Below are 26,463 nucleotides of genomic sequence, written 5' to 3' on the forward strand. Positions count from 1 at the left end.
AGGGGAATAAGCCATGAGCTGGACCGACGCTGCCATCGATCGCCGCATGCTGCTCGCGCAGGGCGGCCTCGCCGCCGGGCTTCTCGCGACGGGCGGGCGGGCGATGGCGCAGGACGCCGGTGTCGCCACGATCTTTCACGGCGGTCCGATCCTGACGATGGAGGATGCGGCGCCAGGCGTCGAGGCGATCGCGGTGCGCAATGGCCTGATCGTCGCCGCTGGCACGCTCGACGCCGCCAATGCCGCCGCAGGGCGCGGCGCGAAGCGCTTCGACCTTCAGGGGCGGACGCTGCTGCCGGGCTTTTTCGACCCGCACGGCCATGTCGTGATGGTCGGGCTGCAGGCGCGCTACGCCAATCTGCTTCCCGCCCCCGACGGCGCGGGCGATTCGATCCCGTCGCTGCAGAAAATCACCCGCGACTGGATGCGGGGGCACGCCGATCTGGTGCGCAAGACCCAACTGGTGATCGGCTTTGGCTATGATGATTCGCAGCTACGCGAACAGCGCCATCCGACCCGCGCCGAACTCGACGCGATCTCGAAAGATGTGCCGATCCTGCTCCTGCACCAGTCGAGTCATATGGGGGCGGTGAACAGCGCCGCACTTGCCGCCGCGGGCATCACCGCCACGACCCCCGATCCCGATGGCGGCGTCTATCGCCGCGAGCCGGGATCGAGGGAGCCGAACGGGGTGCTCGAGGAATCGGCCCTCTTCGCAATGATGGGGGTGCTCTTCACCCGCCTCGATGCGCAGGCGAATATGGAAATGATCCGCGAAGGAGCGGCCTTTTATGCGAGCTTCGGCTATACCACCTGTCAGGACGGGCGCTCGTCGACCGATACATGCAAGCTGATCGCGGCCGTTGCGGGCCAGGGCGGATTGCCGATCGACGTTCTGTCCTTCCCCGACATCTTGACCTCGACCGATGCGATGGAACTCCCGTCCTATCGCCGCGACTATATCGGCCGCTTCCGCATAGGCGGGGTCAAGCTGACGATTGACGGGTCGCCGCAGGCAAAGACCGCGTGGATGTCGCAGCCCTATTTTATCCCGCCCGAGGGGCAGTCGGCAGCCTATGCCGGCTATCCGGCGATCACCGAGAAACAGGCGATGGACTCGGTCGATCTCGCTTTCGCGCGAAACTGGCAGATTCAGGTCCACGCCAATGGCGACGCTGCGGTCGATATGCTGATCGCGGCGGTGCGCGAGGCGACGAAAAAGCACGGTGCCGCCGACCGCCGCCCGGTGCTGATTCACGGTCAGGTCACCCGCGAGGATCAGGTCGATCAGCTCAAGGCGCTCGGTATCGTCCCGTCCTTTTTCCCGATGCACACTTTCTATTGGGGTGACTGGCACCGCGATTCGGTGCTCGGCCCGCGCCGCGCCGAGAATATCTCGCCATGCGGCTGGGCGCTGCGGCGCGGGATGCGCTTTACCTCGCACCATGACGCTCCCGTTGCGCATCCCAATGCGATGCGCGTGCTGTCGGCGACCGTCACCCGCCGCACGCGGTCGGGCGATATCCTGGGCGCCGACCAGCGCGTACCGGTCGATGTCGCGCTGAAGGCGATGACCTTGTGGGCGGCGTGGCAGCACTATGAGGATGATCGCAAGGGATCGCTCGCTCCCGGAAAGCTCGCCGACCTGACCATCCTGTCGGACAATCCGATGACTATCGATCCCGACCGGCTAGCGAATATCAGCGTGACCAATACGTTCAAGGAGGGGCGGCCGGTCGCCGGTGGTTCGGCATAGGCCGCGCCGCCATCGTTTACGGCGCTTTTACCAGTTCCAGTGCATGACATGCCGATATGATTGCGACTGGGGATAGATGATGGACAGCATGCGCGGACTGCTTTCGAGCAGCCACGACCAGGATGATGGGGCTATCGACGCGCCGCCGGTCGTCGGCGTCGACGAACGGCGGATGCAGGTTCGGGCCTATAATTACTGGGCTTCACTGCTCGCTGACCGCGCCTATCCGTCGGTTGAGGACCTCGATCTCGACCATGCGGGAGATTTCGGACCGCACTCGGTCTTGCTCGATTTTACCGCCGGGGTTGAAAATCCTGCCATCGCTTTTGTTGGCGAGCGGTTGCGCGCCGAATCGCAGATCGGCGAAGATGTTCATTATATCAATCAGATACCCGGACGGTCCTTGCTCTCGCGGCTGACCGATCATTATCTGCAGATCATCGCCAACCGCGCGCCGATCGGTTTCGAGGCCGAGTTCGTCAACGATGGCGGCGTGACGATCATGTATCGCGGTATCCTGCTGCCCTTTTCGTCCGACGACGACACGATCGATTTCATCATGGGCGTCATCAACTGGAAGGAAGCGGCGCCCGCCGACGAATCGGAAGAACTCCAGTTGTCGGTCGAACAGGCGCTGCGCAGTGCCGCGCCGCTGACCGCGCCGGTCCCGGTGTGGGCCGACGGCCCCGACTCGGGGCATCTCGACGAGGAGGTCGCACCCGGCTTTGCCGCGCTGGGCGGCGGTGATGATGCGATTCTCGATCTGGCGATCGACGAAGACGTCATATTGCTCGATGACGATGCCGAACTCGCCGACTGGCTGGCGCTGGCGCGCGAAACCGCCGATCGCGCGATGGCGGCCGACAGCCGCAGCCGCAGTGCGCTCTATCAGGCGGTGGGCAAGGCGTGGGATTTCGCGCTGGTCGCCGAGGTGCAGCCCGACGCCTTCGCCGCGCTGCTCGAAGATGCCGGGCTGACGGTGCAGGACCGCGCTCCGATGACCCCGGTGGTCAAGCTAGTGTTCGGCGCCCATTACGACAAGACGCGCCTCGCCGAATATGCCTGCGTCCTTGGCCATGCCCGGGACGAAGGCGTCAGCCGGGGCGCGCTCGCCGCTTATCTCGATCATTATCCCGGCGGGCTCAAAAAGCTGGTCAAGGATGTCCGCGCGTCTCGCAGGCCAGCGGATGAGGTAAATATCGACGCAAAGCTCGACGCCTTGCGCCGCGCGCACCCCGCGGTGATCCTGGAACATGACGCCGGCGAGGCCGAATTTGTCGTGCTGATCGCGCGGGTCATGCCCGGCGGCCATATAGGCATCGTCGCCAAGGCCGCCGACGATCCGGCGCTGGTTGCGAAGCTGGCGCGCAAGGCGGCGCCGATCACTCCCGGCGGATGATGGCGTTCACGCAACAGACAATCCAAAAATTGAAATAATTTTGCGCGGAAGGGCGAACGAGGCCTTGAGCCGCGCGCGCCACGGGCGCATAGGGTGACGTAGCGAACGGGCCCCCGCCGATCGTCGGCAGAGGTCCGCCATTTCTGGTTCGGGATGCTGCACCTCATGCCTCAAAATAAGTCCGATATTTCGGAACTCGACACACCAACCCCCACCACCGTCAAAGTGCCTGCGAAAATTGCCGCAGCCTATCTGGCCGCGCTGCACGGCAGCGCGCTGCCGGGCGAGGGCGACGATATGGACAAGGCGGCGCTGGCCGACGCGGCGCAGTTCGCCGCGCGTGCGTCGCTGCACCGCGACGCAGCGACGCCGTCGTTGCTCCTCGAGCCGATGGCCGCCGATGGCACCGACCGCCGCATGCGGCTGGTGATCGTCAATGATGACATGCCCTTCCTCGTCGATTCGACGTCGCAGGTGGTTGCGGCGCAGGGCCTCGCCGTGCACCGCATCCTCCACCCCGTCGTTGCGACGAAGCGCGATGGCAAGGGCGATTTGCAGGAAGCCGACGCCGCCCAAAAGGGCAGCGAGGGCCGCGAATCGGTCATCTATATGGAATTGGAGCGCGGCGATGCCCGCGCCCGCCGCCGCCTGCTCGACGCGATCGATGAAGCGTTGCGCGACGTCCGCGCGGCGGTCCGCGACTGGCGCGCGATGCGCGCCGCGATGCTCGCCGACGCCGCGATGCGGGTCGAAGGCGAGGCGGCCGAATTGCTGCGCTGGTTCGAAGGCGGGGCAATGACCCAGCTCGGCCATGAATGGCGGACCCGCGACGGTAAGGTGCATGATTCGCTGGGGATCAGCGACAGCAGCGAGGGCCAGCTGCTCTCGCCCGCGGCGCTCACCGCGGCGTTCGAATGGTTCGACAAGGGCAGGTCCGCGCCGCTGCTGATCAAGTCGAACCGCCTGTCGGCGGTGCATCGCCGGGTCTTGCTCGATCTGGTCGTCGTCCCCGAAATGAACGGCAAGACCGTCGAGCGCCTGTCGATTCACGCCGGGCTGTGGACCAGCGCCGCGCTGTCGACCCCGCCCGCCAAGGTGCCGGTGCTGCGTGCGCAGCTTGATGCGCTGATGAGCAAATTCAGTTTCGATCCCACGGGCCATGCGGGCAAGGCGCTGTCGCATGCGCTCACTGCGCTTCCGCACGATCTGCTGATCGCGTTCGACGCGGCGTCGCTCGAGGAACTGGTGCTGACCTCGATGTCGATCACCGATCGACCGCGGCCCAAGCTGGTGATGGTGCGCAGCGCGCTCGGGCGTCACCTGTTCGCCTTTGTCTGGTTGCCGCGCGACGAGGTTTCGACCGGACGTCGCATCGCGGTCGAGGCGCTGCTGGTACGCGAGGCGCACGCCGGGGTTATCGGCTGGACGATGGTGCTCGAGGATGGCGGCGCCGCCTTGCTCCGCTTCACGCTCGATCTGCGCGTCGGCGGGGTTGTCCCCGATACCGAGACGCTGAATCATCAGCTCGAACAAATGGTCCGCGGCTGGCAGCCCGAGGTTGAGGGCGCGCTGGCACGGCAGGGCGATCCCGGCCGCGCTGCGGCGCTCGCCGCGCGTTTCGCGCCGCTCTTCCCCGCCAACTATCGCAATCTTTATAATCCGGAGGAAGCCGCGCGCGACATTTTGCGCCTGCGCGACCTCGACGCCGACAAACCGCGCAGCGTGCGGCTCGCGCGCACCAGCCTTGACGGCGACGACCGGCTGCGGCTGAAAGTCTATAGCGCGGTGGGGCCGCTGGCATTGTCCGACGTCGTCCCCGCGCTTGAACATTTCGGGTTCGAGGTGCTTGAGGAAATTCCGACCACGCTCGGCGCGGGTCGCCCGGCGGACAGCGACGGTGAAGGCGCCGAACCGCCGATCGTCATCCATGATTTCTCGCTGCGCCTGCCCGCATCGGTCGATGAGCTGGCGCTGATCCCCTATACCGAAGTGATCGAGGGCGCGATCGTCGCGGTGCTCGACGGCACCGCCGAAAATGACGCGTTCAATGAACTGGTGTTGGTCACCCAGACCGATCCGCAGGCGATCGTCTGGCTGCGCGCCTGGTTCCGCTATATGCGCCAGGGCGGGTCGAGCTATGGCCTCGACACGGTGGTCGCGGCGCTGCGCCACGCCCCCGCGCTGACCCATGCGTTGATCGAACGTTTCCGCGCACTCCACGATCCGGCGGCGCATGATGCCGCGCGTGCCGCTGCGCTCGATGGCGAAATGCAGGCGGGTTTCGCGGCGATCAAGTCGATCGACGACGACCGCATCCTGCGCCTGTTCCACGCCGTCATCGGTGCGACGCTGCGCACCAACGCCTTTGCGCCCGCCGCCGAGGAAGCGCTGGCGTTCAAGATCGACTCGAGCCTCGTTCCGGGCCTTCCCAAGCCGCTGCCGTGGCGCGAAGTGTGGGTGTATAGCCCGCGCGTCGAGGGCACCCATTTGCGCGCCGGTCCGGTCGCGCGCGGCGGGCTGCGCTGGTCCGATCGCCGCGACGACTTCCGCACCGAAATCCTCGGGCTGATGAAAGCGCAGCGCGTGAAGAACGCCGTGATCGTGCCGACCGGCGCGAAGGGCGGTTTCTATCCCAAGGCGCTTCCCGATGTGTCGCTCGACCGCGATGCGTGGTTCGCCGAGGGGAAGGAATGCTATCGCATCTTCATCCGTTCGCTCCTCTCGATCACCGACAATCTGGTTGCGGGCAAGGTCGTGCATCCGCAGGGCGTAGTGATCCACGACGGCGACGATCCTTACTTTGTCGTCGCCGCCGACAAGGGCACCGCGACCTTCTCCGACGTCGCCAATGCGCTCGCGCTCGAACGCGACTTCTGGCTCGGGGATGCCTTCGCCAGCGGTGGCTCGCACGGCTATGACCATAAGGGCATGGGCATCACCGCACGCGGTGCATGGATGTCGGTGCAGCGTCACTTCGCCGAAATGGGCGTCGATGTGCAGAGTGACGCGGTGCGTGTCGTCGGCTGCGGCGACATGTCGGGCGACGTGTTCGGCAACGGCATGCTGTTGTCGAAGACGATCCAACTCGTCGCGGCGTTCGATCACCGCCATATCTTCCTCGACCCCAATCCCGACGCAGCGAAAAGCTGGGCCGAACGCGACCGGATGTTCAAGCTGCCGCGCTCGAGCTGGGACGATTATGACAAAAAACTGATCTCGAAGGGCGGCGGGGTCTTCCCGCGCAGCCAGAAGAGCATCCCGCTGACCGCCGAAGTGAAGGCTGTGCTCGGCCTGACGGTCGACGAGATTGATCCGGTCTCGCTGATTTCGGCGATATTGAAGGCGCCGGCCGATCTGTTGTGGTTCGGCGGCATCGGCACCTATGTGAAGGCGGCGAGCCAGAATAATGCCGAGGTCGGCGATCCCGCCAACGACGCGCTGCGCGTCGATGCCGAGGATCTGCGCGTCCGCGCGGTGGGCGAGGGCGCCAATCTGGGCGTGACCCAGGCCGCGCGCATCGCCTTCTCGATGAAGGGCGGGCGGATCAACACCGACTTCATCGACAATAGCGCCGGCGTCGACTGCTCGGATAATGAGGTCAACATCAAGATCGCGCTCAACCGCGAAGTGATCGAAGGCCGTCTGGCGGAAGATGATCGCAACGCGTTGCTCGTGCGGATGACCGACGATGTGTCGGCGCTGGTGCTCGAGGACAATCGCCTCCAGGCGCTCGCGCTGTCGATCGCCGAAAAGGGCGGCGCGGCGGCGGTGCCGTCGCTGGTGCGGATCATGGAGACGTTCGAGGCATCGGGCCGGCTCGACCGCAAGGTCGAGGGGCTCGCGGCGAACGACGAACTGCTGCGTCGTGCCGCCGAGGGTCGCGGGCTGACGCGGCCCGAACTCGCGGTGCTACTCTCGACTGCGAAGCTCGCACTGCAGGACGCGATCGAGGCGAGCGACTTGCCCGACGATCCGGCGCTCGCGTCCGATCTGGCGGCGGCTTTCCCGACCGAGATGCAGCGCGATTTCGCGGGTGCGATCGCCGACCATCAGCTGCGCCGCGAAATCATCGCGACCAAGATCGCCAACCGCATCATCAACCGCATGGGCGTCGTCCACCCCTTCGAACTGGTGGAAGAGGAAGGCTGCGCGCTCGGCGACGTTGCGGCGGCCTTTGTCGCGGTCGAACGGCTGCTCGAGATGAAGGGCCTTTGGGCCGAGCTCGACGCGGCGAAGATCGATGAGAGCATCCGCCTGTCGCTGTTCACTCAGGCGTCGTCGGCGATGACCTCGCAAATGGCTGACCTGCTGCGCGTCGGGCCGACGCCGGCGCAGCCGGGGCCGCTAGTTGCGCGGCTCGAACCCGGCGTCGATCGCCTGATGACGGGCGTTGACGCGCTGCTCAGCCCCTCGGTCAAGCGCCAGTGGGATATGCTGAGCCAGCAATTGCTCGATGCGGGGGCGCCCGAGGCGTTGACCGCGGCGGTCGTTCGCCTGTTCAAGACCGACGGCGCGATCGGCATCGTCGACCTCGCCGAGCGGCGCGGCGACGACGAGATTGCGGTGACCCACGCCTTCACCCATTTGGGCGAAGCGCTGGGGCTCGACTGGGCGCAGACGCTTGCGGCGCATATGAGCCCCGCCGATCCGTGGGAGCGCCTGCTCGTCAACAGCCTCGCGCGCGATTTCCAGCAGATGCGACTGGCCTTCCTTGCGCAGTTGCCGAAGGGCGATCTCGACGCGGCCGTCACGCAGTGGCTTGCCGAGCATACCCCGCGCGTCGCGCAGTTCCGCGCAACGGTCGAGCGCGCCCGCACGATCCCGAACCCCAATGGCGCGATGCTGTCGCACATTGCGGGGCAGGCGCGCGGGCTGTTGGGGCGGTAATAATTTCCGTCATTGCGAGCGGAGCGGAGCCATCTCCAGCGGGCCCCATGACGGGAAGCTGGCTGGAGATTGTCACGTTGTCTCGGCTCCTCGCAATGACGGTTTAGAAGGCGATCGAAGTCCATGCCCTACCAGCCACGCGTCGCGATCCTCGTCCCGGCGTCAGACTATGAGGAAAACTGGCACCCTGCCTTCGCACGCAAGGCTGCGGCGCTGACTGCGGCCGGGCTGGTCACCGAAAAACGGACGTGGACCGATCCCGGCGACCTTGCGGGCCATGATCTGATCCTGCCGCTTTTCGCCTGGGGCTATCAGCGCGACGTCGCGCGCTGGTACGCTTTGCTTGACCGGCTGGAGGCCGAAGCGCTGCCGGTCGCTAATCCGGTCCCGGTACTGCGCTGGAACAGCGACAAGGCCTATCTTGCGGAACTCGGCGCCAAGGGTGTCGCGGTGGTGCCGACGATCGAGGTCGCTGCGCTCCACGATGCGGGCCTCGCCGCAGCGCGCGCAGCGCTGGGCGCCGAAGAGGTAGTGGTGAAACCCGCGATCTCGGGCGGCGCCGACGGCACCCACCGCATCGCGCCGGGCGATGCGATCCCCGCCGATGCGCAGGGTCAGCGGCGACTCGTCCAGCCACTGATGCCGGGCATATTGACCGAGGGCGAATATTCGCTCTTCTTCTTCGCCGGCAAGTTCAGCCACGCGATCGTCAAACGCCCGGCTTCGGGCGACTTCCGTGTGCAAGAACAATTCGGTGGGCGCGAGACGCGATGGGGCGCGAGCGATGCCGCGCAGGCGCTGGCCGTAGCAGCACTCGCGGCGGCCCCAGCGCCACCCGTCTATGCGCGCGTCGATATGGTCGGCGACGCGGCGGGGCTGCTGCACATCATGGAACTCGAACTGATCGAACCGTCGCTGTTCCTGCATCATGCTCCCGACAATGGCGCGGCGTTCGGGCACGCGGTTTACGCGGCAATCTAGTTTCGCAACCGCCACAGCCATTGCCGGATCGCCGAGGTCAGGTTGGGCGGATCGTCGGCATCCATCCGTTCGACATCGATCCGCGCCACCAGTGCGTTGACCGGCAGCGCTTGCCGTGCCGCTTCGGCCTCCAGCGCGTCCCAGAACATCGGTTCAAGACTGATCGAGGTCGGGTGACCCGCGATGGTCACCGATCGTTTGACCGGGGGATGATAGGTGGACGTCATATCGGCGGTTTACGGCCTGTACCGGCAATGCGGGTACAATTAAATTGGGGTGGCTCGCAATTTCGCGGCTCCGTAAACGGGGCAGCGCATCGGGCGCGAGTTCAGGCAAGGCAATGACACAAGATTTTCAGTCACTCACCGAAAAGGAAAAGGAAACGCTGCGCCTGCTGACCCATGGCTATGACGCGAAATCGATGGCCCGGCATCTGGGGCTTTCCGTCCACACGGTCAACGAGCGGCTTCGTGATGCGCGGCGCAAGATGGCGGTTTCGAGTAGCCGAGAGGCGGCCCGGCAACTGCGCGAGATCGAACATCCCGACCCCGAATTTTCTGGGCGCAAGCCTTTGGGGGATGCTGTGACTGTCATCGGCATGAAAGAGCTTCAGGCACCAGCCGAGGTGCCCCGCATGTTGCGGCCTTCCAGCTGGATCGTTGGAGCTATTCTTATGTCATTCAGCCTTGCCATGCTTGCCCTTGCATCACTATCCGGAACCGCGGAGACGTCCGCCGCGGGACAGCCTGCCGCCTCATCTACGCCCGCGGCGGAAACCGCTGCGGTCCGGTCTGCGCGGCAGTGGCTCGCCCTCGTCGATGCAGGGGATTGGAACGGAAGCTGGAACGCCACCGGCCAGTCGTTCAAGTCACTCAACACTAGCGACATTTGGGCTGATGCATCACGATCGGCCCGTACGCCGCTCGGTGCGGCCGTGTCGCGCAAACTGGTCAGCGAAGAAAATGTGCCCGCGCCGCCCTATGGCTATCAGGTCGTGAAGTTCAAAACCAGCTATGCGAACCGGGCGGAGGCGGTCGAAACCCTCTCGCTCGCGTGGGAAAACGAAAGCTGGAGAGTGGTCGGCTATACGATCGGGTGACAAGCGGGCGGGCACCGTTCCACGCGGGAGGGTGCCCGTTGGCTCGTCAGTACATATGCTGCCCGCCGTTGATCGACATCGTCGATCCCGTCACAAAACCGGCGTTCTCGCTGCACAAAAACGCCACGCCGCGCGCAATTTCTTCGGCGTGACCAAGCCGGCCGACCGGAATCTTCGCCACGATCTTCTCCAGCACCTGCGGCGGGACAGCGGCAACCATGTCGGTGTCGATATAGCCCGGCGCGATCGCATTCACGGTCACGCCCTTTTTGGCACCTTCCTGCGCCAGCGCCTTGGTAAAGCCGTGGATTCCCGACTTGGCGGCAGCGTAGTTGACCTGACCATACTGGCCGGCCTGACCATTGATCGACCCGATATTGACGATCCGGCCCCAGCCGCGCTCGACCATGCCGCCAAAGGTCGCTTTAGCCATGTTGAAGCAGCCGCCCAGATTGACGCGCATCACATCGTCCCAGTCGCCATAGCTCATCCGCGCAAGGGTGCCGTCGCGGGTGATGCCGGCGTTGTTGACGACGATGTCGACCGGGCCAAACTCTTCGGCGATACGCGCGCAGCTATCGAGGCATGCCTGATGGTCGCCCACATCCCATTTCGCCGCCGCGATGCCGGTGCGTTCGGTGAAGGCGCGCGCCTTGTCGTCATTGCCGCCATAGTTGGCGACGACGGTGACCCCGGCTTCCTTCAATTTGAGGCTGATTGCCTCTCCGATGCCGCGAGTTCCGCCGGTAACGATTGCAACGCGTGTCATAAATCAAGCTCTCCCACAGAGTTTTCGGCGCCAGACTAGGGCGCGCCGCCGGGCGCCGCAAGTTGACCGGAACGTCAATCGCAAAGCTATTCGATGGTCGGGGTCAGATGCCGAATTGGGCGACCGGCCGGTCGAAACGGCCCATGGCAAGGTCGGCCTTGCGCAGCGCAAGAGCAAGACGATCGGCGTCGCCGAACACCCAGCCCATCAGCGCGCTCGACGGCAAGTCGAGTAAGGTCGCGTGTATTTCAGGATGGGCATCCGGGGGATTGCCGATGCTGCCCACGCTGCGCGCGGCCAGTTCGCGGCACCAGGGTTCGACGACCGCGCGTGCGGCGTCGGAAAGCGCGTCCGGATCGGCGGCATAAGCGCGTCGCGCACGGTCGAACCAGGCATCGTGATAGTCATGGACCCACAGCGGCGCATCGGGATGATGCTGGGTCAGTGCCAATGTCTGGCTTTCGATCCGTTCGGCGCCCGGACGATTGCCGGGGTCGGGGGCCCGATGGATTTTGGTCCAGCGGATTGCGCGCATCGCCTCCATGACCGCCGCCGCGTCGGTTCGCGAGAAAGCAGCCTTGTGCGCGCTGTCGCGGACGATCCCGACAATTTCCTCGGCGCGGGCGCGGGCATTGCGGTTCATCGCCGCCGCGGCTGCGGTCGCGCCTACGAGTTCGCCGAGCGACGCGCTCATATTTTCGAGTTCCTCGCGGTCCGTCGGATCGTCGCCGCCGGCATCGAGTGTGGCGAGCCGGCGTTCCACATGGGCGAGCTGCGCCGCAATTGGCGACGTGCTGTCGACATCGCGCCAGAAACGTTCGATGCGCATAGCGAGGATTTCGGCAAGCGCGACCATCAGGTCCCAGTCAAAGGGATGGAAAGCGGGATCCGCTATGTCATAGCCCGCACGATAGAGGCGATCGCCGGGGGCATCGTCCGCGGTTTCGGCGTCGCGCGGGTCGGCGTCGCCGGGACGCACCGTGACCAGGTCGATCGGCCAAGCCGGGACGCCCGACTGGCTGAACGGTTTGAGGTCGCCGAAATGCAGCGCGCCGCGCGGGGTGAACCAATGTTCGGCATCGTCCTGCGGTCGTGGCGGATTGGATGGCTCGCCCGGGTCGGCGACGGGGATGATCGCCATGTCGCCGTCGCGCGGATGGGTGAAGACGGCAAAGGCGCCGCTGCGCGGGCCAAGCCCGTCCCAAAGGTCGCGCGGCAGGTCGGCGAAGCTGATCTGGGCGATAAAGACCGCCGGGATTTCGCGAATCTCAGGCCAGGCCGTGCCGCGATCGAGGCGTGGGCGACCGCCGAGCCAGCTTGTCGGATGGGCGGCGTCGCGCGGCGGAATTTGCGGGACAAGGCGGACCACAACTGCGCGAGTGTCGCCAGGTTCGATCCGATCGGCCTCTTGCTCGACTTGTGCAACGATCGTTTCGAGCATCTGCTCGACTTCGCGCGGTGCGGGCGGTGCCGGACGTTCGGCGACAAGGAGGTCGGTAGCGGTTTCGGGCGCGGCCTCGGTCGGGACGGCGAGCGGCGTTTTTCCGCTGATGCGGGCGAGGCGTGCAGGGGAGATTTCTGCCGGTGCTTCCATCGCGCGGTTCCGGCGTGGCAGGCTGATGTCGCGGGGCAGGCGGGGGGTCCCGGCGCGCTTGGGCAGCCCCGGATCGGCGGCATTGCGGCGCCAGCGCAACACCAGAAAGACGACGAACAGAAAGGCGAGCGTCACCCCGGCGAGCGTCAGGGCTGCCGACTGGATCTGGCTCATTGCTACTCCTTATGCCTTCGCGGACGCCCCTTGGCATTTCCGCGTGGCCGCCAGTCTAAACAAAGGTCCTAAACAGGAAGTAACCGCCGTGGAATCAAAGCCATCCGGCGAGTTCGCGGCGGATCAGCGTCTCGATCATCTTTTGCCCCGGCGCGCTATCGTTGAGGCAGGGCAGATAGGCGAAGTGCGTACCGCCCGCAGCGGTGAATTGTTCTTTGCCCCGAATCGCCAGCTCTTCGAGCGTTTCGAGGCAGTCGGCGGAGAAACCGGGAGCGAAGATTGCGACGCTCCTGCCGGACTTTCCAAAATCGGTCAGCACATTGTCGGTTGCAGGTTCGAGCCATTTGGCGCGGCCGAAGCGCGACTGGAAGGCGACCTCGATAGGCCGCCCGAGCGCGTCGGAGAGCAGTCGGGCGGTCTTGCGGCACTGGCAATGATAGGGGTCGCCAAGGTGCAGCGTGCGTTCGGGCATGCCGTGAAAGCTTGCGAGCAGCACGTCGGGGACGAAGTCGAGCGCGGTGAGACCCGCTTCGACCGATGTTTTCAACGCGCCGATATAGGCTGCATCGTCATGATAGGGCGGCAGGAAACGCAGCGTCGGTTGCCAGCGCAGCCGGCCGAGATGGGTATTCGCCGCATCGACGACGGTCGCGGTCGTCGCGCCGCAATATTGCGGATAGAGCGGCGCGACAAGGATGCGCTGGCACCCCGCCGCGATCATCGTGTCGAGCGTCTTGCCGATCGCAGGATCGCCATAGCGCATGGCATGTGCGACCATCACGTCATCGCCGAATGCGGCTTGCAGCGTGTCGGCCTGCGCGCGGGTAATCACCGCGAGCGGCGATCCGGCATCGGTCCAGATTTGCCGATAGGCATGCGCCGATTTCTTCGGCCGGGTGGTCAGGATGATCCCGCGCAGGATCGGCTGCCACAGAATCTGCGGGATTTCGACGACGCGGCGGTCGGACAGGAACTGGCCAAGATATTTGCGTACCGACGGCGCGTCGGGCGCGTTGGGGGTGCCCAGATTGACCAGCAGCACGCCGATGCGCGGCGTCGCCACCGGCGGGTGCGACGGAGGAAGGTTGTTCATAGGGGATGCTCGGATAGCGGGATGCGGCGGATGCGGCGGCCGGTCGCGGCGAACATCGCATTGGCGATTGCGGGGGCAACGACCGGCACCCCGATTTCGCCGAGCGCGCCGGGGTCGCGGTCGCTATCGATAAATTCGACCAATATTTGCGGGCATTGCGACAGGCGCGGCAGCCCAAGCTGGCCGAGCTTGCGCGCGGTGGCCATGCCGCCTTCATAGTCGGTCGTTGCCCCAACCGCGGCGGCTAGGCCGAAGATCAGCCCGCCCTCAATCTGCTGCCGCGCGATTGCGGGGTTCACGAGGCGTCCAGCGTCGACGACGGCGACCAGTTGCTCAACCTGTAGCCCCTTGTCGCTTTGCCGCGCCGTCGCCATCAGCGCGATATGGCTGCCGCGCATCGAATGGCAGGCAAGCCCCTGCGCGGTGCCCGACAGGCCGCCCTCCCAGCCGCCGAGGCTGGTTGCTGTGAGCAGGCAACGCGCGAGCAGGGGCGCCTGCCCCAACATCGCCATCCGATAGGAGAGCGCGTCGGACCCCGCGCGCGCCGCCATTTCGTCGATGAAAGATTCGGTGAAAAAAGCGGTGTAGCTGTCGGCGTTGCCGCGCCAGCGCGCCGTTGGCAGGCCGATATCGGCGGGGCAATGATCGACCGCGACATGCGGGATAGCATAGATGTTCGCCGCGCCCTCGACCGCGACGGCGTCGGCTTTGCCCGTAGCAGCGCGCTGGGCGACGTCGGCGGGTGTGTTGTCGAACAGCCGGTCGCGAAATTCATGGTTGGTCGATGGCACGGCGATGCGCGCGACCAGTGCATCGATCCCGCCCGCGGCGTTGAGCGTCGCCGTCATCCGCGCGCGCGCCGGGGCGCGGGGCAGGTCGCGCATGATCTCTTCCGCGCGCGACCAGGTGAGCTGGACCGGGCGCTTTACCTGTCGCGCGATGATCGCCGCCTGCACCGCGACGCTATGGTCGAGGCAGGCGTCGAACGAGCCGCCCGCCATCATCGGGAATAGCGTCACCATCGATTCAGGAAGCCCGGTCGCGCGTGCGATCGCGGCGCGGCACTGGGCGGGGGCTTGCGTCGCAACCCAGACACGTATGCGCTCGCGGTCGGGCGCAGCGGTGGCGGTGCGTGTTTCAATCGGCGCGTGGAGAGCGGGGGCGACGGCATATTCTGCGGCGACCCGGGTGCGTCCGTCCATCGCGTCGGCGACATCGCCTTCACTGATGATGCGATACGCATCTTCCTTCATTGCCGTTTTCAGTGCCTTGTCGATCCGGTCGCTCGAAATCGGCGTGCCCGTAGTTTCGAAAACCGGCGCGAAGCGATCGAGTGCGCGGTTCGCTGCCCACCAGTTGCGCGCGACCGTTGCCACCCAGCGTTCGTGCTGGACGACATGCAGTAAGCCGGGCGCCGCCATGCCGGCTTTGCGGTCGATGCCTTTGAGCCGTGTCGCCCCGAGCGGGCCCTGACGGATCGCCGCGAACACCATATCGGGCAGGCGGATGTCACCGGCATAATTGGCCGACCCGTCGATCTTGGCCGGCAGGTCGAGCCGCGCCAGCTCCTTGCCGTAGAGCGGGTCGGCGCTGTTGGAACGATAGACGGGCTCGGCCGGCGGTTCGAGCAGCGCGGCGGCGGCGGCGACGTCGGCGAAGCGTAGCTTTTTGGCGCCGAAGGTGACGAAGCCACCCTGCGTGTCGCAGTCTTCCCAATTGGCGTCCCAGCGCCTGGCAGCAGCCATCATCAACAGCGCACGCGCTTGTGCCGCCGCTGCTCGGCACGGCTCTTCGAACATCTGCACTGACGAACCATTTGCGGTGAGCATCACCGCATTGCGCACCGCCCATTCGCGGCGCGTCCAACTGCGCACGTCGGTGACGAAATCGGGAACCCCGGTGCGCGGGGTGAAGGTCGCGCTATCCGCGTCGACGAGCAATGTGTTGGTGTAGAGCGGGCTGATCGGCGCGGTTTCGACCGCGATGGTGCGCCAGTCGGCGCCGAGTTCGTCGGCCATGATCTGCGATAGCAGCGTGGTGACGCCCTGGCCCATTTCGCATTGCGGCACGATCGCACTGATATGCCCGTCGTCGCCGATCTTCAGAAAGGCGTTGAAAATATGCTCGTCGGGTGCGGCGGTCAGATTGGGTTGGTAATCGCGCGGCCAGACGCTCCACGCCAGCGCGAGGCCACCTGCGGCGGTCGTGCCGACGAGCAGCGAACGGCGGCTGACATGCGGCAGGCGCGATTTATCTTTCCCCACTATGTCGCGAATGCCGGCCATCGCCGACGCTGATAATCGGCGCGAGTCGTGAGGGCAAAGCCTTTCGCGCTACCAGCCCCAAGGTGCGGGCGGTGGCGTGACGGGCCGGTCATAGTCGAAGACGACGCGGAAATGTCGGCCTTCGCGGTTCAGGCCATAGGTGAAGCCGTCGGCGGTGGTTTCGACGGACCAGATATTGCTGTTCGAAACGCTTCGCCCGGTCGCGGTGAACATCGCGATCGATTCGGCGTCGACGGGAAAGACCTGCCGCGTCGGGCTGCCCGCGCCGGCGGTTTCGCCACCATAGAGGATTGCCGTATCGGCGCTGCCGTCGGGGTGACGATGGTCGTGCTTCAGCCGCAGGCCGGTGGACGTGCGCGTGACGACCCATGTGCGCGAGCGGTCCCAGCCGCCATCGGGGCCGAGCTCGTCGATGTGAAACGGGATTTCGATGCGGTCGGCGGTGCAATTGCGGATGTGCATCACCATCGCCTTGCCGCGCATCCCGGCGTCGGCTTCCTCATCGCTCGCGAGGGTGCCGGCATAGGCCTGGCCGCAACGCGCCGAGAGTGCGGCGAAGAAGGCGTCCTGCGGGGTGGCGGGGACGGGCGTCGTCGCGCAGCCCGCGAGCATCGTCGCGGCGAGCAGAGCGAGGGCTGTCTTCACCGGAGCAAGCCGAGCCGCGGAATCTCGACCATCGGGCAGCGGTCCATGACGACCATCAGGCCGGCGGCATCGGCGCGCTTCGCCGCAGCGTCGTTGATGACGCCCATCTGCATCCACACCGCCTTTGCGCCATGGACGATCGCTTCATCGACCGCAGCCCCGGCATCGTCGCTGTTGCGGAAAATGTCGACCAGTTCGGCGGGCGGCTCGACGTTGGCCAGGGTGGCAACGACAGGTGCACCGTGGATGGTTTTGCCGGCGTGGCCGGGATTGACCGCGATCGCGTCATGGCCTTGCGCGATGAGGAAACCGAGCACCTCGTTCGAGGCACGCACCGGGTTGGGCGAGGCGCCGACCACTGCGATGCGGCGCGGGCTTCCCAGCAGCTCGCGGATGTCGCCTTCGTCGTTGATCGCCATATTATTTCCCCTGTTTGCGGGCCTCGAGCCAGTCGGCGACCTTCGTCGCTATCGCATGGAACGGCTCGCCCGCCGGGTCGGTTCCGGCGGCGGGCGGTACGCCGCCGTCGCTGGCAAGGCGGATGCCCATCGACAGCGGGACGCGGCCGAGGAAGTCGAGCCCCATCGTCGCGGCCGCGGCTTCGGCACCGCCACTGCCGAACGGGTCGCTGACCTCGCCGCAATGCGGGCAGGCATAGCCCGCCATATTTTCGACGAGGCCGATGATCGGGACATCGGCCTGTTCGAACAGGCTGATCGCGCGCGTCGCGTCCATCAGCGCAAGATCCTGCGGGGTCGACACGATCACCGCGCCCGCGGGCTTGTGCTTCTGAATCATCGTCAGCTGGACGTCGCCGGTGCCGGGGGGCAGGTCAACGATCAGCGTGTTGATGTCGCCCCAGCTCGCATCGACGAGTTGTTCGAGCGCCTTGCCCGCCATCGGGCCGCGCCATGCGATCGCCTGTCCGGGCGCCGCAATCTGTCCCGTCGACAGCATCGGGACGCCATAGGCGTTGGGGACGGGGACGAGTTTCGATCCGCGGGATTCGGGCTTCACGCCTTCGCTGTCCATCAGCCGGGGCTGCGACGGACCATAGATATCGGCGTCGACGAGCCCGATCTTCAGACCGCGACGGTGCAGCGCGACCGCGAGATTGGCGGCGAGGGTCGATTTGCCGACTCCGCCCTTGCCGCTGCCGACCGCGATCAGCGTCATCGTCTTTTTCTCGGCGGTCATCGCGATGCGGACTTCGCTGACGCCCGTTTCGGTGAGAAGGCCGGCGCGGAGCCTGTCTTCGAGCGGTTTGCGGTCTTCGGCGGCGATGCCGGTGACGTCGAGCAGGACGGCGAGCGTACCGGTGTCGTCGAGCAGGCGAAGTCCCGAGGCACGACCGTCGCTGAGTTCGGCGGCGGCGGCGGTCAGGCGGGCGATGTCGGCGGTGGAATTGGTCATGCCCAGCGCAGATAGGCATCGCGCGGGCTATTGCCAGCCATTTTCGCTTGCCCCCCTGTTAATCGCGCTCGCCGACCTTATAAAAGCATCCATGAGCAATAAAAGTGAAGGCAGCATGGGACGCCGCGCCCCGGGGGGATTGCGGCGATTTTTCGGGACGATGAGTCCGATGGCGAACAGCCCGTGGGGTAGCGGCCCCGGCAAGGGCGGTGGCGATGGTGATGGCGACAAGCGTCCCGGCCCGCGCAATCCGTGGGTGACCCCCGATCCGATCGACATCAACCGTGCGCGCAAGCCGCGCGGTCCCTCGGCGCTTGACGAGCTGCTGCGCAAAGGGCGCGGCGGCTTCGGCGGCGGGGGTTCGGGCGGCAGCGGTGGCGGCGGGCTGAATCTGCCCGAATCGGCGCGTCTCTGGAAATGGGGCGTCCTCGCGGCGGTCGTTATCTGGGTTTTGTTTTCGTCTTTCCATATCGTTCCGCCCGAAAAGGAAGGCGTCGTTACGCGCCTCGGCAGCTATTCGCGCACCGTCGGTCCGGGCGTCAAAATCACCTGGCCGGCACCGATCGAGCGCATCCGCCTTGAAGACGTTCGCGCAATCCGCACGATGGCGATCGGTTCGCCCAATGCGACCGACGAGAATTTCGTGCTGACGCGCGACCAGAGCATCGTCGACCTCGCCTACGAGGTCCGCTGGTCGGTCCGCGATCCCGAGCTGTTCTTTTTCCAGCTTGCCGACCCTGAAGGGACGATCCGCGAAGTCGCCGAAAGCGCGATGCGCGCGACGGTTGCCAATTTCGACCTCGTTCAGGCGATCGGCCCGGGCCGCGTCGAGATCGAGGCGCAGGTGCAGGTGCGGATGCAGGAATTGCTCAACCAGTATCGCGCCGGTGTGATGATTCAGGGCATCGCGATCCGTCAGGTCGATCCGCCGAAGCAGGTCGACGAGGCGTTCAAGGAAGTCACCGCGGCGCGTCAGGAACGCGAATCGGCGATCAACCTCGCTCGTGCCTATGAGCAGCAGGTGCTTGAACGCGCCCGCGGCGACACCTCGGCCTTCGACAAGATTTACGAGCAATACAAGCTCGCGCCCGGCGTGACCAAGCAGCGGCTTTATTATGAAACGATGGAGAATGTATTGTCGAACGTCGACAAGACGATCGTCGAGGCGCGCGGGGTTACCCCCTATCTGCCGCTCAACGAGGTGCAGAAGCGCGTTGCCGCGCCCGCCGAAGCCGCGAAGGGAGGCCAGTGATGTTCCAGTCGCTTTTCCGCCACCCGATGCGCCTGCTTTTCGCGTTCGTCGCGCTGCTGGTGATCTTGTCGTCGACGCTCGCGATCGTCCCGGAAGACAAGCAGGCGCTGATCCTGCGCTTCGGTGAGATCAAGGGCACCGTCAACATGTACAAAAAGGGCGAGCAGTTCGGCGAATCGGGTGCCGGTCTCGTCATGCGCATGCCGTTCGTCGATGGCATCCAGTATATCGACAAGCGGATCCTGGGTGTGAACATGGAGCGTCAGCAGGTGCTCTCGACCGACCAGCAGCGCTTGCAGGTCGACGCTTTCGCGCGCTTCCGCATCACCAATCCGGTGCGCATGTACACCGCGATCCGCACCGAGGATAAGTTGCAGGCACAGCTTGCAACGATCCTCGGCTCGTCGCTGCGCAACGAACTCGGCAAGCGTACCTTTGCTACTTTGTTGTCGCCCGAGCGCGGCGCGGTGATGGACAATATCCAGATCGCGCTGAACCGCGAGGCGCAGAAATATGGCGCCGAGATCATCGACGTGCGGATCAAGCGCGCCGACCTTCCCGAAGGCGCGACGCTCGAGGCGGCATATAACCGCATGCGGACCGCGCGCCAGCAGGAGGCGATCTCGATCCGTGCCGAAGGGCAGAAGGAAGCGCAGATCATCCGCGGCGGCGCCGACGGCGAAGCGGCGCGCATCTATGCCGCCAGCTTCGGCAAAGACCCCGACTTCTATGATTTCTATCGGGCGATGCAGAGCTATCGCCAGACCTTCCTGGGTGAGAATAACCAGGGCGGAACGTCGATCATCATGTCGGCGGACAATGAGTATCTGAGGCGTTTCAAAGGCAATTGACCGCCGGATGGTGGATGAACAAGTTGAACGGCCGTCGTTCATGTTCAATCGCCGTTCAGCAACAGACTAGCAGACAGCCGCCGCCGGGGCCGTAAGGTTTTCGTAAGAGAAAAGGATTTGCGATCGTGCGTTATGTATATGGCATCACTTCGGCCTTGCTGGTGGGTGGCACCGCACTCGCGCTCGTCACCCAGTCGCCGGTCGGCGCGCAGGTCGCGCAAAATGATCGCAGCGAGTTCGCCAAGAGCGTCCCGCGCGCCGGGGCGCCGGCGAGCTTTGCCGACCTCGTCGAACAGCTTCAGCCCGCAGTGGTCAATATTTCGACCAAGCAGGAAGTCACGCTGGGCGTGCGGCTCAATCCCTTTGCCGGGACGCGCGAGCCGATCACGCAGGAACAGCAGGGCGGCGGATCGGGATTCCTGATTTCCACCGACGGCTATATCGTCACCAACAATCATGTCATCTCGGGCGGTCCGCGTGGCGAGGCGGTGAACCAGGTGACGGTGACGCTGACCAATCAAAAAGAATATAAGGCGACGATCGTCGGCCGCGATGTGGCATCCGACCTCGCTCTCCTGAAAATCGACGCGACTGGCCTGCCGTTCGTCAAATTTGCCGACAGCAGCACCGCGCGCGTTGGCGACTGGGTGGTCGCGATCGGCAACCCGCTCGGCCTCGGTTCGACGGTGACCGCGGGGATTATCTCGGCGGTTCAGCGCAATCTGGGTCAGGGCGGCGCTTATGACCGCTATATCCAGACCGATACCGCGATCAACCGCGGCAACTCGGGCGGCCCGCTGTTCGATTTGCAGGGCAATGTCGTCGGCATCAATAATATGCTGATCTCGCCCGTCGGCGCGAACATCGGCGTCAACTTTGCGATTCCCGCCGATGCGGCGATCCCGGTGATCGAGTCGCTGCGCAGCGGTGCGAAGATCGAGCGCGGCTATCTGGGCATCGGTATTGCGCCGGTCGACGAGGATCTGGCCGCGGCGCTCGGTCTCGCGAAAGATCGCGGTGAGTTTGTCCAGCGTGTCGAACCCGCGCAGGCAGGCGAAAAGGCCGGGCTGAAGCGCGGCGACGTCGTGACCAAGGTGAATGGCAAGGATGTCACGCCGCAGCAGACGCTGTCGTACATCGTCTCGAACACCAAGCCCGGCACGCGCATTCCGCTCGAGGTCATGCGCGACGGCAAGGCGATGACGCTCTATGCTGTCGTTGGCACCCGTCCGCCCGAGGAAGAACTGGCCGGCAACAACTTCGATCCCGAAGAAGAACAGACGATGCCGGAAGATCCGACCGGCACTGCCGACAAGGTCGTTCAGGACGAACTGGGCCTCTCCGTACAGCCGCTGACGTCGGACATCGCGCGCTCGATCGGCGTCGATACCGGTTCCAAGGGGCTGGTGATCGGCGCCGCGTCGGCCAGCAGCGACGCCGGCCGCAAGGGCCTGCGCCGCGGTGACGTGATCCTCAGTGCCAACCGGACCCCGGTGACGTCGAGCGATGCGCTCGCGAAGATCGTCACCGATGCCAAGAAGGCGGGCCGTGATGCGGTGCTGCTCGAAATCCTGCGCCGCGGTGGTCCGTCGGCCTTCATCGCGGTGCGCGTTAAGAAATAAACGCCCGCGAATCGAGCCTTAGGAAAGGGCGCCGCGACCTTCGGGTCCGGCGCCCTTTTTCTTTGCGCTGGGCGTTATTTGTTCCTATTATGTTCCATCAACAATGAGTCGGGAGAGATATGATGATCGGATATGTAACGCTGGGCACCAATGATCTGGCGAAGGCGGCGCCCTTTTATGACGCGCTCGCCGCCGAACTGGGCGTGCCGCGGATGATGGACTATGATGGCTTCATCGCGTGGGGCAAACCTGATGGCGGCGCCGGGATCGGTCTGACCAAGCCGTTCGACGGCAATGCGGCGAGCGTCGGCAATGGTGTGATGGTCGCGCTGGCGGCGAAGGACAAGGAGCAGGTCCAGCGGCTGTATGACATCGCGTTGGCGCATGGCGGGACGTGCGAAGGTCCTCCCGGACCGCGCGGCGAGGGGTTTTACGCCGGCTATTTCCGCGACCTCGACGGCAACAAGCTCAACGCCTTCATCATGGGCTGAGCGCGCGTCGCTTGATTTCCTGCCCCTCCGCTCTAGACCTTGAGAACAGGTTTCAGAGCGGAGGACAGCGGGTGAGCGACGTCAGCACGGCAAGCGAGATTTATATCGGTCTGGGCGGCGGCGGAGCGGCCGACGGACCGCGACAGTCGCTCGTGCTCAAGCGCGCGAACCGCCACGGGCTCATCGCCGGCGCGACCGGTACCGGTAAGACGGTGACCTTGCAGGGGCTCGCCGAAGGCTTTTCGGCGGTTGGCGTTCCGGTCTTCGTCGCCGACGTAAAGGGCGACCTTGCCGGCATGGCGATGGCGGGCAGCCCGACGTCGAAGATGCACGAGATTTTCGCTGCGCGCGCCGCAGAGATCGGCGACAGCGAATGGACCTATCGCGACAATCCGGTGATTTTCTGGGACCTGTTCGGTGAGCAAGGACACCCCGTCCGCACGACGATTTCCGAAATGGGGCCGCTGCTGCTTGCGCGGTTGATGGGGCTCAACGAAGTGCAGGAAGGCGTTCTCGCGATCGCGTTTCGTATCGCCGACGAGCAGAATCTGCTGCTGCTCGACATGGGCGACTTGCAGGCGATGCTCACCTGGTGCGCCGAAAATGCCGCCGAACTGACGACCAAATATGGCAATGTGTCGAAGGCTACAGTCGGCACGATCCAGCGTCAGTTGCTGACGCTCGAAAGCCAGGGCGGCGCCAATTTCTTTGGCGAACCCGCGCTCGACATCATGGACATGATCCGGTGCGACGAGAACGGGCGCGGCTATGTCAATATTCTCGCCGCCGACAAGCTGATGGCGAGCCCCAAGCTTTACGCGACCTTCCTGCTCTGGCTGCTGTCCGAAATGTTCGAGACGCTTCCCGAGGTGGGCGATCCCGAAAAGCCCAAGCTCGTCTTCTTCTTTGACGAGGCGCATCTGCTGTTCGACGACGCTCCGCCTGCGCTCACCGACAAGATCGAACAGGTGGTGCGTCTGATCCGGTCGAAGGGTGTCGGCGTCTATTTCGTGACGCAAAACCCGATCGACATTCCCGAGGATGTCGCGGGTCAGCTTGGCAACCGCGTCCAGCACGCGCTGCGCGCCTTCACCCCGCGCGACCAGAAGGCAGTCAAGGCCGCCGCCGACACCTTCCGCCCGAACCCCAAGGTCGATGTCGCGCGCGAGATCACCGAGCTGAAGGTCGGCGAGGCTTTGGTGTCGCTGTTGATGGCCGATGGCGCGCCGTCGCCGGTCGAGCGCACGCTGATCAAGCCGCCCTGCTCGCGCGCCGGGCCGATCGACGCCAAGGAGCGTGCGATCATCAAGTCGATTTCGCCCGTCGAGGGCAAATATGACACGGTCGTCAATCGCGAGAGCGCCGAGGAGCTGCTCGCCGCCAAGGCCGATCAGGCGCAGGCCGCTGCGGTCGAGGCCAAGGCGCAGATTGAGGCCGACAAGCAGGCCGCGATCGCCGCCAAGGAAGAGGCGAAGCAAAAGGTCATCGAAGAACGCGCGCGGCTGCAACAGGAAAAGGCGGCGGCGCGCGAAGCTGCCAAGCCCAGCTTTGCCGAAAAGATGGTCGAATCGGCGGCGCGTTCCGCTGCGACTAACCTTGGCCGTCAGGTCGCCGGGAAATTCGGCGGCCAATTGATGCGCGGCTTGCTTGGCAGCCTGTTCAAATGAGCGCAGTCGCCGCATGAGCGAAGGTGATGCCGCGCTGATGGAGACGAGCCTTGCGGCCCTCGCTGACGCGGGCATCGATATTCGCCACGCCTTATTCGACCGCTTCTTCGCGGCCTTTCCCGATCGGCGCGCGAGCTTCATGGTCGTCGATGCCTCGTCGCGGCGGATGACCGACGAAACGCTCCAAATGATGTTCGGCCTCGCGAAGGGCGAGGGCTGGGTGTGGCCGCTGGTGACCGAGTTGGTGCACACCCACCGCGCCTACGGGCCGCTGCCGATCGGCGAATATGACGCCTTCATCGACATGACGGTGGTCGAGCTGGGCGCCGCAGCGGGGGCCGCGTGGAGTGATGGCTGCGCCGCCGCTTGGCAGCACCGCGCCGATGAGCTGAAAGCGATGATTCGCCGCGCCCGCGCCGAGTGGCAGGCGGCATTGCCCGACCCGGTGACCGCCGGTTGACCTGCCGTTTCTGACGGCTCGACTCTGCTCGCAAATTGCGGCAGCTTCGTTGCATGGTAAAACCTATATTGCCTGGAGAGGTAGCCGCTGCCGTCGTCGACCCCGTCGCTTACGGCCACTGGAATCCGCTGCACGAGCAGCTGGCCTGGGCGCGCGCCAATGCGCCGCTCGCGGTCGCGGAGAATCCCGATCACGACCCTTTCTGGCTCGTGACACGCCACGCCGACATCATGGCGATCAGCCGCGATCCGCAGAATTTTGCGAACGGCATCCGCCCGACGGTGCTGACCAACCGCGATGGTGAGGCATTGGCGCGCGCGGCGACGCCGAACAATGACGGCCATCTGATTCGCTCGCTGGTCCAGATGGATGCCCCAGACCATATGAAATACCGGCTTCTGACCCAGAGCTGGTTCATGCCGAAGAATCTGAAGATCGTCGAAGAGCGCGTTCGGCAAATCGCGTGCGAAACGGTGGACCATATGTTGTCGCTGGGCGGGGAGTGCGATTTCGCGCGCGACGTTGCCGCGCATTATCCGCTGCGCGTCATCATGGACATTTTGGGGGTTCCGGCGGAGGATGAGCCGCGGATGCTGATGCTGACGCAGCAGCTCTTCGGATCGACCGACCCTGAACTCAACCGGAGCCGGGAGGCGATCACCAGCGTCGAGCAGGCGATCGCGATGCTCGATTATGTCATCGCCGACTTCACCCAATATTTCGCCGCACTGACCGCCGACCGCCGCGCCAACCCGCGCGAGGATATTGCGACGGTCATTGCCAACGCGACGATCAACGGTGAACAAATCCCCGACCGCGAAATGTCAGGCTATTATATGATCGTCGCGACTGCGGGGCACGACACGACGAGTGCGTCGACCGCAGGCGCGATGATGGAGTTGGCGAAAAATCCGGAATTGTTCGCGCGTTTCCGCGATGCGGGCAGCGACAAGGCGGGGCTGATCGAGGAGGCGATCCGCTGGACGACCCCGGTGCAGCACTTCATGCGCAGCGCGAAGGCTGACGTCAAGGTGGGTGGACAGACGATCCGCGAAGGCGACTGGGTGATGCTCAACTATGTTTCGGCCAACCGCGACGAGACGGTATTCGCCGATCCCTTCACCTTTGACCCCGACCGCGAGAAGAATCAGCAGATCGCTTTCGGCTTCGGCGCGCATGTCTGTCTCGGCCAGCATCTCGCGCGGATGGAAATGCGGATTTTGATGGAGGAATTGCTCCCGCGGTTGAAGAGCGTCGAACTGGCGGGTGAGCCGGCGCGCGTCGAATCGGTGTTTGTTGGCGGGCTGAAGCGCCTGCCGATCCGGTTCGAGGTGGCCTAGCGAAGAGGCGTCGAGCCCCGCCCTAAATCGTCGCCCCGCGAAGGCGGGGCAGCCAGAGATGATGCGCAAATTTGCCCGCGGCCCCCGCGGCGATGGATATTCGACCCTGTATCGTCATCCCGGACTTGATCCGGGATCCATCGCAGCGCTCGCCTTCTGGACCCCGGATCAAGTCCGGGGTGAAGAAGAGTGGGGAGGCTGTGGCAGCGAACCGCCCCAAGGCCTGTCTTTTGGGGTGATCAGACCTTCTCGGCCGGGAAGAAGCTCGCAACGACGTCGCTCGCCAGCCGTGCCGGACGCAATGTTGCGGCGTCGATGCAGCACCAGCTCGATTTGACCTCGGCCAACACATCCTCGCCGCGCTTGATGATCGTTTCGTAAAAGGCGCGCGCGCCCTGCACTTTTTCGAGGATCACCGTCGCGATGACCTGGTCGTCGAGGAAGGCGGGGCGGCGATAGGTGATCTCGTGCTTCAGCGCGACCCACAGATGCGCCGCGACCGCTTCGGGCGGCGCGATGTGGCGCCAGTGGGCGAGTACCGCTTCCTGCACCCAGCTCAGATAATGGGCGTTGTTCACATGGCCCATGAAATCGATCTGGTCGGCGCCGACGGCGATCGCATGGTCGTGTGGAAGGGAAACGCTGCTCATAATGTTGACACTAGTGTCAACATTTCGTGACGGAA

General features: G+C 65.1%; 21 protein-coding genes. 12 read left to right on the top strand and 9 right to left on the bottom strand.

Going from position 1 to position 26,463, the window contains the following annotated elements; translation table 11 throughout:
• Positions 1 to 13: 13 nt before the first annotated feature.
• The 4 genes from AC1RRJ_RS17250 to AC1RRJ_RS17265 all read left to right on the top strand — a co-directional run bounded on the left by AC1RRJ_RS17250 (position 14) and on the right by AC1RRJ_RS17265 (position 9,023).
• Entirely contained in the window at positions 14 to 1,756 is a 1,743-nt protein-coding gene (locus tag AC1RRJ_RS17250) for an amidohydrolase (protein WP_493124865.1), read from the top strand.
• Between the two features lie 79 nt (positions 1,757 to 1,835).
• Positions 1,836 to 3,155 (top strand): PAS domain-containing protein, encoded by a 1,320-nt coding sequence (locus tag AC1RRJ_RS17255; protein WP_493124984.1) that lies wholly within the window; start codon positions 1,836 to 1,838, stop codon positions 3,153 to 3,155.
• Between the two features lie 165 nt (positions 3,156 to 3,320).
• Positions 3,321 to 8,042, top strand: a complete 4,722-nt coding sequence (locus AC1RRJ_RS17260) for an NAD-glutamate dehydrogenase (protein WP_493124867.1) — start codon at positions 3,321 to 3,323, stop codon at positions 8,040 to 8,042.
• Positions 8,043 to 8,165: 123 nt separating this feature from the next.
• On the top strand, positions 8,166 to 9,023 hold the full coding sequence (locus AC1RRJ_RS17265) for an ATP-grasp domain-containing protein (protein ID WP_493124869.1): 858 nt from the start codon (positions 8,166 to 8,168) through the stop codon (positions 9,021 to 9,023).
• On the opposite strand, the gene AC1RRJ_RS17270 is transcribed toward AC1RRJ_RS17265, so the two are convergent.
• Entirely contained in the window at positions 9,020 to 9,250 is a 231-nt protein-coding gene (locus AC1RRJ_RS17270; RefSeq protein ID WP_493124871.1) for a ribbon-helix-helix domain-containing protein, read from the bottom strand. The two genes, AC1RRJ_RS17265 and AC1RRJ_RS17270, sit on opposite strands and share 4 nt — an antisense overlap.
• A 113-nt stretch (positions 9,251 to 9,363) precedes the next feature.
• Between AC1RRJ_RS17270 and AC1RRJ_RS17275 the strand changes: the two genes are divergently transcribed.
• Positions 9,364 to 10,122, top strand: a complete 759-nt coding sequence (locus tag AC1RRJ_RS17275) for a helix-turn-helix domain-containing protein (protein WP_493124873.1) — start codon at positions 9,364 to 9,366, stop codon at positions 10,120 to 10,122.
• 46 nt (positions 10,123 to 10,168) lie between these two features.
• Here the strand turns inward: AC1RRJ_RS17275 and phbB are convergent, their stop codons facing one another.
• The 7 genes from phbB to AC1RRJ_RS17310 all read right to left on the bottom strand — a co-directional run bounded on the left by phbB (position 10,169) and on the right by AC1RRJ_RS17310 (position 18,095).
• Positions 10,169 to 10,891: an acetoacetyl-CoA reductase gene (gene phbB, locus AC1RRJ_RS17280; protein WP_493124875.1), complete on the bottom strand. Its 723-nt coding sequence runs from the start codon at positions 10,889 to 10,891 to the stop codon at positions 10,169 to 10,171.
• Positions 10,892 to 10,994: 103 nt separating this feature from the next.
• Entirely contained in the window at positions 10,995 to 12,659 is a 1,665-nt protein-coding gene (locus AC1RRJ_RS17285) for a DUF1963 domain-containing protein (protein ID WP_493124877.1), read from the bottom strand.
• A 94-nt stretch (positions 12,660 to 12,753) separates the two neighbouring features.
• Positions 12,754 to 13,752 carry a ferrochelatase gene (gene hemH, locus AC1RRJ_RS17290; protein WP_493124879.1) on the bottom strand — a complete coding sequence of 333 codons (999 nt, stop codon included), beginning with the start codon at positions 13,750 to 13,752 and terminating at the stop codon, positions 12,754 to 12,756.
• Positions 13,749 to 16,037, bottom strand: a complete 2,289-nt coding sequence (locus tag AC1RRJ_RS17295; protein ID WP_493124881.1) for a xanthine dehydrogenase family protein molybdopterin-binding subunit — start codon at positions 16,035 to 16,037, stop codon at positions 13,749 to 13,751. Before AC1RRJ_RS17295 ends, hemH begins: the two co-directional genes overlap by 4 nt.
• Positions 16,038 to 16,085: 48 nt before the next feature.
• Positions 16,086 to 16,682: a hypothetical protein gene (locus AC1RRJ_RS17300; RefSeq protein ID WP_493124883.1), complete on the bottom strand. Its 597-nt coding sequence runs from the start codon at positions 16,680 to 16,682 to the stop codon at positions 16,086 to 16,088.
• Positions 16,679 to 17,101, bottom strand: coding sequence for a CoA-binding protein (locus AC1RRJ_RS17305; protein WP_493124885.1), 423 nt, complete (start codon positions 17,099 to 17,101; stop codon positions 16,679 to 16,681). Before AC1RRJ_RS17305 ends, AC1RRJ_RS17300 begins: the two co-directional genes overlap by 4 nt.
• Position 17,102: 1 nt before the next feature.
• The gene (locus tag AC1RRJ_RS17310; RefSeq protein ID WP_493124887.1) at positions 17,103 to 18,095 is read right to left on the bottom strand and encodes an Mrp/NBP35 family ATP-binding protein; all 993 of its coding nucleotides are present in this window, start codon (positions 18,093 to 18,095) and stop codon (positions 17,103 to 17,105) included.
• Between the two features lie 91 nt (positions 18,096 to 18,186).
• On the opposite strand from AC1RRJ_RS17310, the gene hflK reads away from it, so the two are divergent.
• From hflK to AC1RRJ_RS17345, 7 genes are all read left to right on the top strand, one after another.
• Positions 18,187 to 19,347 (top strand): protease modulator HflK, encoded by a 1,161-nt coding sequence (gene hflK, locus AC1RRJ_RS17315; protein WP_493124889.1) that lies wholly within the window; start codon positions 18,187 to 18,189, stop codon positions 19,345 to 19,347.
• A complete protein-coding gene (gene hflC / locus AC1RRJ_RS17320) occupies positions 19,347 to 20,198 on the top strand; it encodes a protease modulator HflC (RefSeq protein ID WP_088474453.1) in 852 nt (283 codons plus the stop codon). The genes hflK and hflC overlap by 1 nt, the downstream gene beginning before the upstream one ends.
• Positions 20,199 to 20,323: 125 nt before the next feature.
• The gene (locus tag AC1RRJ_RS17325; protein ID WP_493124892.1) at positions 20,324 to 21,820 is read left to right on the top strand and encodes a trypsin-like peptidase domain-containing protein; all 1,497 of its coding nucleotides are present in this window, start codon (positions 20,324 to 20,326) and stop codon (positions 21,818 to 21,820) included.
• A 122-nt stretch (positions 21,821 to 21,942) separates the two neighbouring features.
• Positions 21,943 to 22,311, top strand: coding sequence for a VOC family protein (locus AC1RRJ_RS17330; RefSeq protein WP_493124986.1), 369 nt, complete (start codon positions 21,943 to 21,945; stop codon positions 22,309 to 22,311).
• A gap of 71 nt (positions 22,312 to 22,382) precedes the next feature.
• Positions 22,383 to 23,978, top strand: a complete 1,596-nt coding sequence (locus AC1RRJ_RS17335; protein WP_493124894.1) for a helicase HerA-like domain-containing protein — start codon at positions 22,383 to 22,385, stop codon at positions 23,976 to 23,978.
• Positions 23,979 to 23,991: 13 nt separating this feature from the next.
• The gene (locus tag AC1RRJ_RS17340) at positions 23,992 to 24,438 is read left to right on the top strand and encodes a globin family protein (protein WP_493124896.1); all 447 of its coding nucleotides are present in this window, start codon (positions 23,992 to 23,994) and stop codon (positions 24,436 to 24,438) included.
• Positions 24,439 to 24,491: 53 nt separating this feature from the next.
• The gene (locus AC1RRJ_RS17345) at positions 24,492 to 25,778 is read left to right on the top strand and encodes a cytochrome P450 (RefSeq protein ID WP_493124898.1); all 1,287 of its coding nucleotides are present in this window, start codon (positions 24,492 to 24,494) and stop codon (positions 25,776 to 25,778) included.
• 239 nt (positions 25,779 to 26,017) lie between these two features.
• On the opposite strand, the gene AC1RRJ_RS17350 is transcribed toward AC1RRJ_RS17345, so the two are convergent.
• Positions 26,018 to 26,428 carry an acyl-CoA thioesterase gene (locus AC1RRJ_RS17350; RefSeq protein WP_493124900.1) on the bottom strand — a complete coding sequence of 137 codons (411 nt, stop codon included), beginning with the start codon at positions 26,426 to 26,428 and terminating at the stop codon, positions 26,018 to 26,020.
• Positions 26,429 to 26,463 lie beyond the last annotated feature (35 nt).

The organism is Sphingopyxis sp. GW821-FHT12C06, assembly GCF_058807415.1.